Source organism: Kribbella swartbergensis (assembly GCF_054784135.1).
In genome coordinates this window covers 526,054-539,196 of the sequence record NZ_BAAGPM010000018.1, presented here as the reverse complement: position 1 = coordinate 539,196, position 13,143 = coordinate 526,054, and the positions used below count along the sequence as shown (strand labels likewise).

General features: G+C 68.8%; 10 protein-coding genes. 2 read left to right on the top strand and 8 right to left on the bottom strand.

From position 1 onward, the window contains the following. Positions 1-149 precede the first annotated feature (149 nt). A complete protein-coding gene (locus ACYVOK_RS17950) occupies positions 150-884 on the top strand; it encodes an SDR family NAD(P)-dependent oxidoreductase (protein WP_460663583.1) in 735 nt (244 codons plus the stop codon). 15 nt (positions 885-899) lie between these two features. Here ACYVOK_RS17950 and ACYVOK_RS17945 read toward each other — a convergent pair whose 3' ends face one another. The 6 genes from ACYVOK_RS17945 to ACYVOK_RS17920 form a co-directional block, all read right to left on the bottom strand. Continuing rightward, positions 900-2,375, bottom strand: a complete 1,476-nt coding sequence (locus ACYVOK_RS17945; RefSeq protein WP_460663582.1) for an FGGY-family carbohydrate kinase — start codon at positions 2,373-2,375, stop codon at positions 900-902. A gap of 517 nt (positions 2,376-2,892) precedes the next feature. Beyond that, positions 2,893-4,149, bottom strand: coding sequence for an ROK family protein (locus ACYVOK_RS17940; protein WP_460663581.1), 1,257 nt, complete (start codon positions 4,147-4,149; stop codon positions 2,893-2,895). Between the two features lie 10 nt (positions 4,150-4,159). Then, positions 4,160-6,607, bottom strand: a complete 2,448-nt coding sequence (locus tag ACYVOK_RS17935) for a beta-galactosidase (protein ID WP_460663580.1) — start codon at positions 6,605-6,607, stop codon at positions 4,160-4,162. Between the two features lie 11 nt (positions 6,608-6,618). After that, positions 6,619-7,545 (bottom strand): carbohydrate ABC transporter permease, encoded by a 927-nt coding sequence (locus tag ACYVOK_RS17930; RefSeq protein ID WP_460663579.1) that lies wholly within the window; start codon positions 7,543-7,545, stop codon positions 6,619-6,621. Beyond that, positions 7,545-8,432, bottom strand: a complete 888-nt coding sequence (locus tag ACYVOK_RS17925; RefSeq protein WP_460663578.1) for a carbohydrate ABC transporter permease — start codon at positions 8,430-8,432, stop codon at positions 7,545-7,547. The genes ACYVOK_RS17930 and ACYVOK_RS17925 overlap by 1 nt, the downstream gene beginning before the upstream one ends. Further along, a complete protein-coding gene (locus ACYVOK_RS17920) occupies positions 8,432-9,727 on the bottom strand; it encodes an ABC transporter substrate-binding protein (RefSeq protein WP_460663577.1) in 1,296 nt (431 codons plus the stop codon). Before ACYVOK_RS17920 ends, ACYVOK_RS17925 begins: the two co-directional genes overlap by 1 nt. Positions 9,728-9,956: 229 nt before the next feature. On the opposite strand from ACYVOK_RS17920, the gene ACYVOK_RS17915 reads away from it, so the two are divergent. Next, a complete protein-coding gene (locus tag ACYVOK_RS17915) occupies positions 9,957-10,475 on the top strand; it encodes a hypothetical protein (protein ID WP_460663576.1) in 519 nt (172 codons plus the stop codon). Here the strand turns inward: ACYVOK_RS17915 and ACYVOK_RS17910 are convergent. Together ACYVOK_RS17910 and ACYVOK_RS17905 are read right to left on the bottom strand one after the other, a co-directional pair. Continuing rightward, a complete protein-coding gene (locus tag ACYVOK_RS17910) occupies positions 10,432-11,103 on the bottom strand; it encodes a response regulator transcription factor (protein WP_460663575.1) in 672 nt (223 codons plus the stop codon). The two genes, ACYVOK_RS17915 and ACYVOK_RS17910, sit on opposite strands and share 44 nt — an antisense overlap. Continuing rightward, positions 11,091-13,052, bottom strand: a complete 1,962-nt coding sequence (locus ACYVOK_RS17905) for a sensor histidine kinase (protein ID WP_460663574.1) — start codon at positions 13,050-13,052, stop codon at positions 11,091-11,093. Before ACYVOK_RS17905 ends, ACYVOK_RS17910 begins: the two co-directional genes overlap by 13 nt. Positions 13,053-13,143: the final 91 nt, after the last annotated feature.

Sequence of the window (13,143 nt, the reverse complement as noted above, 5' to 3'; positions counted from 1 at the left end):
CCGATTCCGGCCGGCGACTGGCATCTCGGGATTCTCGCAGTCAAACGGACGTAGGCTGCCGTTGGGGGTAGTGCGCACTTCGCAGGGGGACCGCAGATGAGTGACGTCGGCATGCCGTCGGGTAACCGGTATGGGCCGGTGAGCCCGCGATGAGGATGGTTCGGCGGATGCTGGTGTGGATCTCCGGTGCGTCCGCCGGTCTCGGAGCCGCGCTCGCGGCGACGCTGGTCGGCGACGCGGAGATCATCGACCTGTCGCGCCGCGGGGGTACGCCGGGAACCCATCACGTCGCCGTCGATCTGTCCGACCCGACCTCGTGGCCCGTGGTCGAGGCGGACTTCACCCGGCGGCTGGCCGGGTTCGACGGTGACACGGTGATCTTCGTCCACAACGCGGCGACGCTGACGCCGCTGGGCCCGGCCGGTACGACGGACACCGCCGAGTACACCCGGAACGTGTTGCTCAACTCGGCGGCCGCTCAGGTCCTCGGCCACGCGTTCCTGCGCTCGGTCGCCGGCCACGACCTCGAGAAGCACCTCATCATGCTGTCGTCCGGCGCGAGCCGCTGGCCGCACGAAGGCGAGTCCAGCTACTGCGCCGGCAAGGCGGCGATCGACCAATGGGTACGTGCGGTGGGCCTCGAACAGCAACGCCGCGATCCCGGCTGCCGGGTCCTCTCGATCGCACCGGGTTCGGTCGACACCGCGATGCAGGCCCTGCTCCGGGAGTCCAGCGAGGACGTGTTCCCGGAGGCGCCCCGGTTCCGGGAGTTGGCGGCCAAGGGCGGCCTGGCGAAACCCGAGGACGTGGCCCGGAAGATCTGGTCGCTGCTGGACCGCGACGTCCCCAACGGCGCCGTCCTCCACGTCCGCGATCTCACCTGACCACACGCGACCGGCTCAGACGGAACGGGCCAGTCGGTGGATCTGGTGACGCGTTGCCGGGTAGAGCTCGGTGAAGGTTTGGAAGAGGGTCGCGTACGCCGCCGACGTCGACGGATCCGGCGTGACCGTGTGATCCAGCGTGGCCCAGTCCGTCTCGGGTGGCACCAGTCCGACCCCGATCGCCGCCAGCAGCGCATCGCCGTACGACGCTCCGATCGTCTGTGCCGGCACCTGCTGCTCCAGCCCGCACACGTCGCTCACGATCTGCGTCCACAACCCGCCTTGCGTACCGCCGCCGACCGCGACGATCCGCGCGGGCCGCCCGGCCGCCTCCTCGAACGCACCGACGATCTGCCTTACCCCACAGGCGATTCCCTCGTACGCCGCTCGCAGCAGATGCCCACGGTGATGTCGCAGAGTCAGTCCGGCGATGACTCCACGCGCCAGCGGATCGTAGATGGGCGTCCGCTCTCCGCTGAAGTACGGCAGCATCACCAGCCCTTCACTACCCGCCGGAACAGCGGCAGCCTCGGCAACGAGCGTCTCGAACGGCACACCCCCGGTCAGGTCCTGCAGCCAGGTGGTGATGGTGCCGGAGGTCGCCATACCGGCAGCGAGCGTGTGTGACGACGGCTCGACGCCCGACGTGGTCCACAGTCCGCGCACACTTGTCGGCGCGGTCATCACCTGCACGAAGAACATGGTCGAGCCGTACATCAGCATCAGATCGCCTGGACGCCGTACGCCGACACTGAATGCCTCGGCCCAGGCGTCGACAGTGCCGGCCACGACCGGCGTACCCTCGGCCAACCCGGTCGCCTCAGCCGCCCGCCGATGGACCCGACCAACCTGCTGCGAAGGCCAGACCAGTCGTGGCAGCGCCAGACCGGGCAGCACCTCCTCGACCCAGTCGGTCGCCCAGTCCTGCTTGCGGATGTCGTAGAACGGGTCGCACTGACTGGCTGTGTGGTGGTCGAGCACCCACTCCCCGGTCAGCCGCGCGACCACGTACGTGTGCGCACTGAACCAGCGATCCCGCGGCCGCCAGGTCTCACCGGCCTCGCGCCGCAACCACGCCAGCTTGGGCCCGATCGCCTGGCTGGACAGGTCCTTCCCGCATCGCTCGAGGATCGCGTCGGCGCCGAGGTGGCCGGTGATCTCCTCGATCTCCCGCGTCGCGCGCGTGTCGACGCCGTACAGGATGGCCGGCCGCCGCGGCCGCAGGTCCTCGTCGGTCTGTACGACGCACGGCCCGAGACCCGAGACGCAGACGGCCATGATCCGCTCACCGGTATGCGTCGACGTCAGCTCCCGCAGTACATCGGCCACATCGCCCCACCAGTCGCGCTCGGCATCCATCTCCGCCCACCCCGCCCGCGGCAAACTCATCCCGTGCTCCCGCCGAGCCACCCCCTTCACAACACCGTCGACCGTCGTCAACACACCTTTCGTACTCCCCGTCCCCACGTCGACCCCAATGACAAGATCCATGCGGCAACCCTCCGTCCCCCCACGCCCGCGCACAAGCCGACGCCCCAGACAGCGCAAGTTCGGTCAAGCGAGGTGGGTCTTGGCCGGGCACGATGGGGTGATGGGAAGCGATGCGTTCGACGAGTTCCTCGGCGTGCTGGTCGGGGCGCTGGACGACGCGGGCGTGAACGGCGGGGAACTCGCACGCCGGGTCGACCTGTCACGCTTCCACCCTGGATCGGTTGGCGGCGGCCGCGGCTGGGGAGCCACCCGCTCGACTGCGACGGCGGGTGCTGCAGGAGCGGGCGGCGTTCCGGTTGCTCACAACAACTACAGCACCTCTCACCCCACTCCGCCGCCACGCCAGCCCGTGACCACCTGCAGTCATTCGCGAGCAGCGCGAGCGCACCAGCGAGCAGCGCGAGCGCAAAAGGGGTGGGTGGGGCTGCCGGCGTAGCACGCGACGGAGGAGCGCGCGCAGCAGGCTGCGAGGGCTATCCGGTTAGGTCCCGGACGTCGAGCTCTACACCCCCAGCGCTCAAGCCTTGGCGGTAGGGGTGCGTAGGCGGCGGCGGGTGCCGGGTGCGCTTGCTGAGCTTGCCAGGCCCAAGGCGCCCAGGAACTGCTCCAAGGTGAATGTCGCCATCCCGAGCGCCACCGGGTTGCCCGGGACGCGGGACGCCTCGACCGTCAGGCCGGGCCGGGAGCCCGGCAGCACGTGGTCGGGCAGTTCCTCCCGTACGGCGGGCAGCAGCCACTCGGCCAACGCCCTGGTCGTCCACCCGGTGAGCGTGACGTACGGGACGTTCAGCAGATTCACCAAGTCACCGAGCGACGCCGCCAGGTAGTGCGACGTACGACGGGCAAGCTCGAGCAGCGCCGGGTCGTCGTTGGCCAGTCCTTCCGCGACCGCGTCGACGAACCCCCGCTGCAGCGGTTCACGCAGAGCCGGGTGGTCGGGGTCGATCTCGGCCAGCGACATCTCGAGCCCGTGCACCCCGAGATAGGCCTCGACGCAACCGCGCCGGCCGCACCGGCACTGCCGGCCGTCCAGTTGCAGCAGCGTATGTCCCCACTCGCCCGCGTTGTTGGCCGCGCCCCGCAGCAGCGAACCGTCGATCGCGATCCCCGCGCCGACCCCGGTGCCGAGGTTGACCACGGCCATCGTCTTCGTCTCCCGGCCGACACCGAACCACAGCTCCGACAGCGCGACCGCCTTCAGCGGGTTGTCGACGTACACCGGCATGCCGAGACGTTCCTCGAGCAGGGCCTCGATCTTCACCTCGTGCCAGTCCCAGTTCGGCGCGAAGACCGAGACACCGGCGTCCGGGCGGACCTGGCCGGGCATGCTCACGCCGGCGCCGATGATCCGGTCGCGCCGGACCCCGCTGGCCTCGACCGCCGCCTCGATCGCGCGGACGATGCCGTCGACGACGTACGCCGGGTCGTTCTCGTGCTCGTCGAGGGCGACCGCGCTCTGGCCGAGCGGTCCGAGGGTGACGTCGTACACGGTCGCGTCGACGTACGTCTCGGCCACGTCGATCCCGAGGATCCGGCCGCGGTCGGGGTCGATGCTGAGCCGCTCGTATGGGCGGCCGACCGTGTTCTGCTCCACCGTCGCGATCCGCAGTACGCCCTCGGCCAGGAACTGGGTCACCAGCGTGGCGACCGTCGCTGTACTCAGTCCGGTGTGCTTCGCGATCTCCTGGCGGGTCGACGGGCCGAGTGAGAACAGCGCGTGCAGAACCTCGAACCGGCTCTCGTTGCGCAGATCACGAGACGTCTGCCTCGGCAACCTCTCCCCCTCAGTTCGGTGACTCGATCCGTAGCGTTCGCAGCTCCGGAGTGGCCGGCCCGCCAGCGCCCCGCACCAGCAGCGTCAGCCCGGACCAGCCCGGCGGGATCCACAGTACGTCGGGATCGCCGCCGGAGAAGGCCGGACGCTCGCCGGTCCAGACGCGTCCGATGCATTCGCCGGAAGCCCAGCCGGTGACCCGCAGCTGCGTTCCCTCGGGCCGGACAACCGATCCATTCTGCAACGATGGAAGCTCCACGTCGAGCCAGGCCTCCTCCCCCGGCTCCAGCGTCAGCGGCAGCTCGATCTCGGTCGCCGTACCGTCCTGGCGGGCGAAGGCGGTCAGCAGTTCGTCGTCCTGGACGGCGCAGGTCCAGTCGGTCACCGGCTGCAGTTCGAGGAGCTCGGCCCGGAGACCCCCGCCGCTCGGATGGTGTGCCACGGTCACCGAAACCTGCTTCGTGCCGCCCGGCAGCAGCACCCACGGGTCCTCGGCGTGCACCGTGATCGGCTCCCCCTCGCCGACCGTCACGCTGACCGGCTCACGGACACCCGTCAAGTGCAGGGCGCTCGTGTTCTCGGCTTCGATGCGCCGGGTGTACGTGATCGGCGTACCGACCCGGGTGCTGCTCCAGCCGGTGAGGCTCCGCAGCGGCGCCGGCTCGCCGGCCCAGTGACCCTCGACCGTCCACAGCGCGGAGATGTCCTCGACGTCGGCAACCGCCCACACGGTGCCGAGCCCCCGCAGCGCACCGAGCCTGAGCGCCGGCAACCGCGCGTCGTCGAAGTTCGCGTGGCCCCAGATTTCCACCGTCGCTTGGATCTCACCCTGCAGGCCGCGGACGTCGATCCGCTGAGTGGCTCCGAAACCGGCCAGCGTCTGGACCCGGCCGCCGACAGACAGGTCGACGATGTCGGCCGCTCCGACCAGCAGCAACTCGTCCACACCGGTCAGGTTCGCCGTGGTGCTGTAGGTCCCTCGGCCTCGGTAGACGCCGAGCGATTCCAGCGTCGGCGGAAGGTCATGGGTACCGGCCGGCTTGGCCGGAGCCGCAGTCTTCCGCCGCCGCACAACGGTCACCTCACGGGCAGCCGCCTTCTCAGGCGGTACGACGCCACCCGGGGCCTCCACGCTGACCGGCACACCGTCGACGACCAGGCGTGCGCCGACCGCGATCTCGACCGGCGTGTTGCCGACGACAACGGTCACCGGCACCTTCGAGGAGAACACCAGTCCTTCGTCCGACAACTCGATCAGGTCGGCGGAGGCCAGGGTGAGCGTCTTGTCCCCGAGCGGCAGGTCGACCAGCATCAACGGACAGGAGTCGGCCGCGACCGCGACGGACACCCCGTTGACAATCGCCCGGCCGTCCGTCGTACCCAGGTTCGGTACGGCGACCAGCCGACCACCGCCGTCGAGATCGAGCACCGACGGCGACGAGCTGGTCGGGAAGTCGGCCACCACCTCGACGGATCCGCCCGATCTGGCGAGTGCCAACCGCGATCCCAGTGCTTCGAGCACCCGCGCGAACACCTGCGCCTCGGCGTACTCCGGCCGCTCGACACCCGTCGACGACACGTACCCGCCGAAGTCGTACCCGTGGCTCATGAAGTTGCCCGGGTTGCCCCAGTTCCCGCTCGACGGGGTGTAGCCGAAGTTCCACCCCGACGCCTGCAGGTACGGCGCGATCAACGACGCACCGCTGGCCAGCAGCCGCCGTAGCGTGCGGTGCCGCCGGTTGGTCTCGGTGATCAGCAACGGCAGCCCCCGATCGGCGAGCAGCTCGGCGTACCGCCGTACCTCTGCCTCGATGTCCGGCGAGTCGTCGTTCGGGTAGAAGTTGCACGCCGGTACGACGTCCTGCACGTTGCCCGTGGCACCGAAGAGGTCACCCTGGCCGGCGCAGGCGATCAACGGCACCGTGATGCCGTGGGCAACAGCCTGGTCGCGCAGCGCGGTGATGTAGCCGGTGCGGTCCGCGCAGTCGAAGAAGTCGAGCTCGTTCTCCAACTGGACCATGATGACCGAGCCGCCCGCGCCGTACTGACGGGCGGCGATGATCGGCAGCACCTGGTCGAACCATTCCGACACCCAGGCCAGGAAGCGTGGCTCGTTCTGGCGCACCTGCAACGAGGGATCGAGACCGAGCCAGGCCGGCAGCGCACCGCCGTCCCATTCCGAGCAGATGTACGGACCGGGCCGCGCGATCACGTACAGCCCTACCTCGTGCGCGAGGTCCAGGAACGCGGCGACGTCGCGCCGGCCGTCGAACGACCAGCGACCGGGCGCGAGCTCGTGGAAGTTCCACGGCAGGTACACGTCCACACAGGTGTAGCCCGAGGCCTTCACCTGATCGAGCCGTGCCCGCCACTGCTCCCGCGGCAACCGGAAGTAGAACAGCGACGCGCACAGCACCACCTGCGGCCGCCCGTCGATCCGGATCCCACGAGCATCCATTGCCACTGCGTTCACTTGACCCCCGCACTTCCGCCGCTGATGTCCATCTCGTACAGGTAGCGCTGACCCAGGTAGTACACCAGGATCATCGGCAGGGTGAGCAGGATCGACCCGACCATCACCAGGTTCCACGGTGGCGCCTGCAGTGCTTGCGACGTACTGGTGATGTACTGCACGCCCAGTGCGAGCGGCATCTTGGTCTCGTCGTTCAGGTAGATCAACGGGCCCATGAAGTCACCCCAGGTCGCGGTCAGGGTGAAGATGCCGATCGCGATCAGTACCGGCGCGAGCATCGGCAGCATGATCCGCCGGTAGATGCCGAAGAAGCCGAGTCCGTCCACCATCGCGGCCTCGTCGATCTCGCTCGGCAGCCGGGACACGAACTGCCGGACGAGGAAGACGTTGAACGCGTTGGAGAAGAAGTTCGGCACGATCAGCGGCAGGAACGTGTTCACCCAGCCGAGCTCCTTGAACAGGATGAACTGCGGGATCATCGTGATCTGCGCCGGGATCATCATCGTCGCCAGCACGATGATGAACAGCACGTTCTTGCCGGGCGCCCGCAACCGGGCGAACGCGTAGCCGACCAGTCCGCTGGACAGCATCTGACCGATCACGGCACCGGTCGAGATGATCACCGAGTTCAGCAGGAACCGCTGCATCGGCAGGTCGGTGCCGAACACCCGGGTGAAGTTCTCCCAGTGGAACTCGCGCGGAAGGATGGTGAAGGTGTTCGCGTTCACGGTCTGGTCGCTGGACAGCGCGATCGACACCACGAACACCAGCGGCACGCACAGCACCGCCGACACGATCATCAGCGTGGCGTAGGTGAACGGCGTCGCCCGGAACACGCCCATCACCCGGTCCCGGCTCTGCGATCGCGGCCCCGGCTCAGGGTCAAGCTGAGTCGGCGGGGCAGGGGTCAGAACGGTCGCCATCACTTCACCTCGGTCTCGTAGAACACCCAGCGCCGGGCGGTGCGGAAGGCGAGCAGCGTGAACACCAGGATCACCGCGAACAACAGCCACGACAGCGCCGACGCGTACCCCATGTGGTAGAAGGAGAACGCCTCGTCGAACAGCATCGGCACCATCATCTGGCTGGCGTTGTTCGGCCCGCCCTTGGTCAGGATGTAGACCTGCGAGAACACCTGGAACGCCCCGATCAGGCCCATGATCAGGTTGAAGAAGATGATCGGGGTCAACTGCGGGACGGTGATGCTCCAGAACTGCCGGACCGGCCCGGCGCCGTCCACCTCGGCCGCCTCGTAGAGCTCCCGCGGGATGCCCTTCATTGCCGCCAGCAACAGTACGGTCGCGCCGCCGGCGCCCCAGACCGACAGCAGGATCAGCGCCGGTTTCACCCAGACCGCTTCCAGCAGCCACGACGGGCCCGGGATGCCGAACACCCCGAGCACGTCGTTGAGCGGGCCGGACGGGGCCAGCACCATCTTGAAGATCATCGCCGTCGCGACCAGCGGCACCAGGGTGGGCAGGTAGATCAGCGTCCGGAAGACCTTGCGGGCGCGAACCTGCTTGTTCAGCAGGTTCGCCAGCCACAGGCCGATCCCGAGCCCGAGCGGCACCGAGATCGCGGCGTAGTAGAACGTGTTCCACAACGCCTTCCAGAACACCGGATCCTCGGTCAGCAGCCGGGTGTAGTTCTCCAGCCCGACCCATTTCGGCGGCGTGAACGAGTCCCAGTCGGTCAGCGAGATGTAGATCGACGCGATCATCGGCCCGAGCAGGAACACGACGAACCCGATGATCCACGGCGATGCGAACAGGTAGAACCACATCGCCTCGCGGCGGCGCAACCTGGACATCAGCTCGGCTTGACGATGGTCTCGAGCCGCTTCTGGATGGCGGTCAGCGCGGTGCGCGCGTCCTGCTTGCCCAGCCAGAAGTCGGCCAGCCCGTCGTCGAACGCCTTCTGCATCTCGTTCCAGGCCGGGATGAACGGCGCCCGGTAGACGAAGTCGCTCGACTCGCCGAACACGTCCAGGTTCACCGGCTTGGTCATCCAGGCCGGCTTGAGGAACGCGTCGCTCTTCTGCACCTCGATGTTGGCCGGCACGTCCTGGCCGGTGGCGATGATCTGCTGCTGCGCCTCCGGCGAGGTGAGGAAGTCGATCGCCTTGAACGCGGCCTCGGGGTTCTTCGCGGTGCGGGAGATCGCCAGCCCGCTGCCGAACGCGGTCACCGCCTGCTGCTTGCCCCGCCACAGCGGCGCGATGTCCCACTCGATCTTGCTCTTGGTCAGGCCGCTGATCCCCCAGAAGCCGGTCGTGTTCACCGCGACCTTGCCGTTGGCGAACGCCTGGTCACCGCCGACGTCCGCACCCATGTCGGCGTACTGCTTCTGGGTCGGGACGACACCGTGCTTGAAGATCAGGTCACCGGTCCACTGCAGCGCCTCGATCACCTCGTCGGTGGCGACCGCGGGCCGGCCGCTGTCGTCGATGATCTTGCCGCCGTTCTGGTAGACGAAGCTCCACCACTGGGCCCACCAGCCGCCGCCGGCGTACCCCCACTGCTTGCCCGGAACGGTCAGCTCCTTGAACGCGCTGAGCGCGTCGTCCCAGGTCCAGTCGGCGGTCGGCGCCTTGATGCCCTTGGCATCGAACAACGCCTTGTTGTAGTAGACGATCATCGCGCCGGAGCGGTCCGGGACCGCGTACACCTTGTCCTGGTACGAGTACAGCTTGCCGATCGAGCCGAACCGCTTCTCCAGGTCGAGCCCGGCCTTCGAGGCCAGCTCGTCCAGCGGCTGGATCTGGTTCTTGCTCGAGTAGACGTTGACGCTCTCGGCCACCTGCATGATGTCGGGGCCCTTGCCGCCGGCGATCATCGTCTGGACCTTCTGCGCGTACCCGTCGTTCGGGATCAGCTGCAGCGTCACCTTCAGCTCGGGGAACTTCTTCACCAGCAGGTCGATCCGCTTCTGGTACGTCGTCTTGTCGTTCTCGCCGCCCCACACCGTCATCACCAGGCTGGCGGCGGTGGAACTGCCCGACGAAGAACTCTTGTCACTGTCCGACCCGCACGCGGTGAGCGTGATGACGCCCGCGGCCAGACCCATCCCGAGAAAACCCCGACGCGAAAGCTGCGTCCCGTCCATCGTGTTCCTCCAAAGCCTTGCGAACCCCTGCGGCGGGCGTCTCCGGACGGCACCCTCGGGTTCAAGTGGCGGTTAAACTAACCATTGGAATAACCCCTGACAAGACCTCGCCGCCCAAAATCCGAAACCGTGACCTACAAGCCGCCGTCCTGGGCGGGAAGGTTGCGGAGAGCCATCAGGGGCTGCGGGAGGCCCCCGATTCATCTGGACGTGAGGCTAGTGTTCGCGCATGCGGAAATTGACCTGGACCGGTGTCGGTTGCCTGGTGCTGGCCTTCGTGGTCAGCGGTTTCTTCGTCGTACAGCTGATGCGCAACCTTCCGGGCGAGCCGGCACCGGTCGGCGACGGGCCGGTCCAGCTCGACGGACCAGGGCTGACGATCTTCGCGTCGGAGCGGGGGGCCGGCCAGAGCTGTACGGCGAAGGACGCGAGCGGTACTGCGATCGCCCTGAAGGAACCGTCCCGGTCGGAGCAGTTCGACAACGCCGGTGACGTCTACTACGTGGTCGCCCACTCGGTCGAGGAGATCCCGGCGCAGACGGTCGACGTCGTCTGCACGGACCGGAGCGCCACCTACTTCGTCGGCCGCCGCCATACCGCCGGTACGTTCCTCGTCCCGGCGCTGAGCGCCGTCGGTTCCTTCTTCGGCCTGGCCGCCGTCGGCGTTGTTCTGATCGTGGTCGACCAGGTCCGCCGCCGACGGGTCACAGAAGTCCGGGCAGACCGCGGCCAGGAGTGGCCGCGCTGAGGTGGGTCAGTACGGCGAGAACGCGCCGGTGACCGTCCTCCGAGTCGGGTAACCCGAGCTTCGTGAAGACGTGCCTGACGTGGGCTTCGACCGTACGTTCGCTCAGGAACAGCCGCCTGGCGATCCCACTGTTGGTCAGCCCTTCGGCCATCAACTCCAGCACGTCCCGCTCGCGATCGGTCAGTGCGGCCAGAGGGTCGGTGTCACCACGCCGCGCCACCAGACCGGCGACCACCTGCGGATCCAGGGCCGACCCGCCCCGGGCGACCCGTTCGGCCGCCGCCAGGAACTCGCCGACGTCGAGCACGCGATCCTTCAGCAGGTAACCGAATCCGCCCAGCGACACCAGGCCGACGACGTGCGTCGTCTCGATGTGCTGGGACAACAGCAGTACGCCGACCTCCGGGTACTGCGTCTTCACCACCTCCGCCGCCCGCGCCCCTTCGTCACTGAACGAAGGCGGCATCCGGATGTCGGCGACGACGAGATCCGGCCGGTACGACGCCACCGCGGCGACCAGCCCGTCCGCGTCGCCCAGAGTCGCCACCACCTCGTGCCCGCCGTCGGCGAAGAGCATCTTCAGCCCTTCGCGCAACAGCACCTGGTCCTCCGCGATCACGATCCGCATGGCAACTCCGCGATGAGCGTCGTACCGCGACCGGGCTCGCTGTCGATGCGGAAGATGCCGCCGAGCGCCGCGACCCGGTCGGCGAGCCCGGTGAGCCCCGTGCTGCCCCGAGCCGCCGCACCGCCGACGCCGTCGTCCGTCACCGTGATCAGCAGGCTGTGATTCCGCCGGCGAGCGGAGAGGTCGACGCGGGTGGCGTTGGCGTGCTTGACCGCGTTGGTGAGTCCTTCGCAGCAGATGAAGTACGCCGCCGCCTCGACGTCCGAGCCGAACCGCTCGTCCGGTACGTCGACCGACACCGGCAACGGAGCCCGGCGGGCAAGGTCGTGGAAGGCCGGTGCGAGTCCCGCGTCCAGCTGGGTCGGCGGCAGGCCGCGAGCGAGTTCCCGCAGCTCGGCGATCGCGACGGACACCTCCGCCACCGCGCTCTCGAGCGTCGCGCCGGCTGCCTCCGGCGACGAACCCAGTTGGTGCTGCGCGTGCCGAAGCGCCAGCCCGATGGACACCAGGCGCTGCTGGGCGCCGTCGTGCAGGTCGCGTTCGATCCGGCGGCGTTCGGCGTGGCCGGCGGCAACGATCCGGGCCCGCGACGCCTTGACCTCGATCAGCTGGAGCCGGAGTTCCGCGCGCAGCCGGGCGAGCTCGATCGCGAGTCCACCGTCCTCGACCACGCGGCGGAGCAGTTCCGGACCGAGTCCGGCCGGGCTGTCGTGCAGGACGACGCCGATCGGCTGGTCACCGCGTTCGATCGCGATCCGGTGCCGGTGGTCGTCTTCACGGAGGTTCCCGGACAGATCGACGTACCGCTGACTCTCCGGCAGGAACACCAGCAGGTCGAGCTCAGGGTCGGCGAGGATCTCGCGGAGGACCGCCTGCACGTCCTCGGGTGGGTGACGGCCGGCCCGGACGTCGTCGAGGAAGGCGGCCATCCGGTGCCGGGCGTCGTACCTGGAGCGGTTGAACCGGCGGTCGACCGCGTCCTGGATCCGGCCGCGCAACGGACGGAACAGGATCGCGCACACCACCGTCGCCGCGGCTGTGGCCCACGGCGAGCCCCGGCCGAAGAAGGCGCCGAGGGCAATGACCAGTACGACGTACGCCGCGCCGAGCAGGACGGTCAGCGTCGCGTAGGCGACCGTGCGGCTGATGAACAGGTCGATGTCGTAGAGGCGGTAGCGCAGGATCGCCGCGGCCGCGGCCAGCGGAAGACCGGTCAGCGCGACGGCGGCCAGGAGATCGGCGAGCGGGGTGACGTACCAGAGCGCGAAGCTCATCGGGAGGGCCACCCCGGCGACGGACGCGGCGAGTGCGAACCACTTGAGTTGCTGGCGTTCCAGCGGACGGGAGCGCCGGAATCGGACGACGAGTGACAGCACACCGGCGATCAGCGCGCCGAGGAACAAGGGCATCCCGACGGCGAACAGTACGCCGGTCGGCAGCGACTCGACCGCCAGCGGATTCTGACCGCCGGCGAAGTCCCGGTCGCGGTCCGGGCTCAGTGACCAGCCGGCCATGGCGAGCACGAGGCCGACCGCGCCCACCAACGGCACCGGTCGCCAGCGCGGGCCAGGGAGCCGGCCGGTCGGGAAGAGCAGGAACGTGAGCGTCCAGCCGTAGCCGCTCGGCAGCCAGCTCGCCGTACTGATCCATTCGCCGATCGGACCGCCCGGCCAGCCCTCGGCCGCGGCCCGGAGTCCCCAGCCTTCGGCGAGGTCCGCCGAGAACGCGTTCAGTACGCCGAAACCACAGAAGAGCCAGCCAATCGGGTTCTCCGGGCGCCGGTGAGCGATCAGGGCCCCGGCGCCGACGCTGGCGAGCGTGAAGACGGCGTACAGGAGGGTCTCGTACAGAGGTTCGAGGCGCCACGACAGGACGACGGCGGCGATCTCCGCGATCACCGTCGCCCCGAACAGCACGGCCGGAACCGGCCGCCGGCTCCTCCCACCCACGCCACCATCGTGGCAGCGCCGCATGGTCCCGCCAACAGTGCTGGCACTGACACCGGTCGCGCCGGTTCGCTCGCCGGTTTGCCGTGGTGCC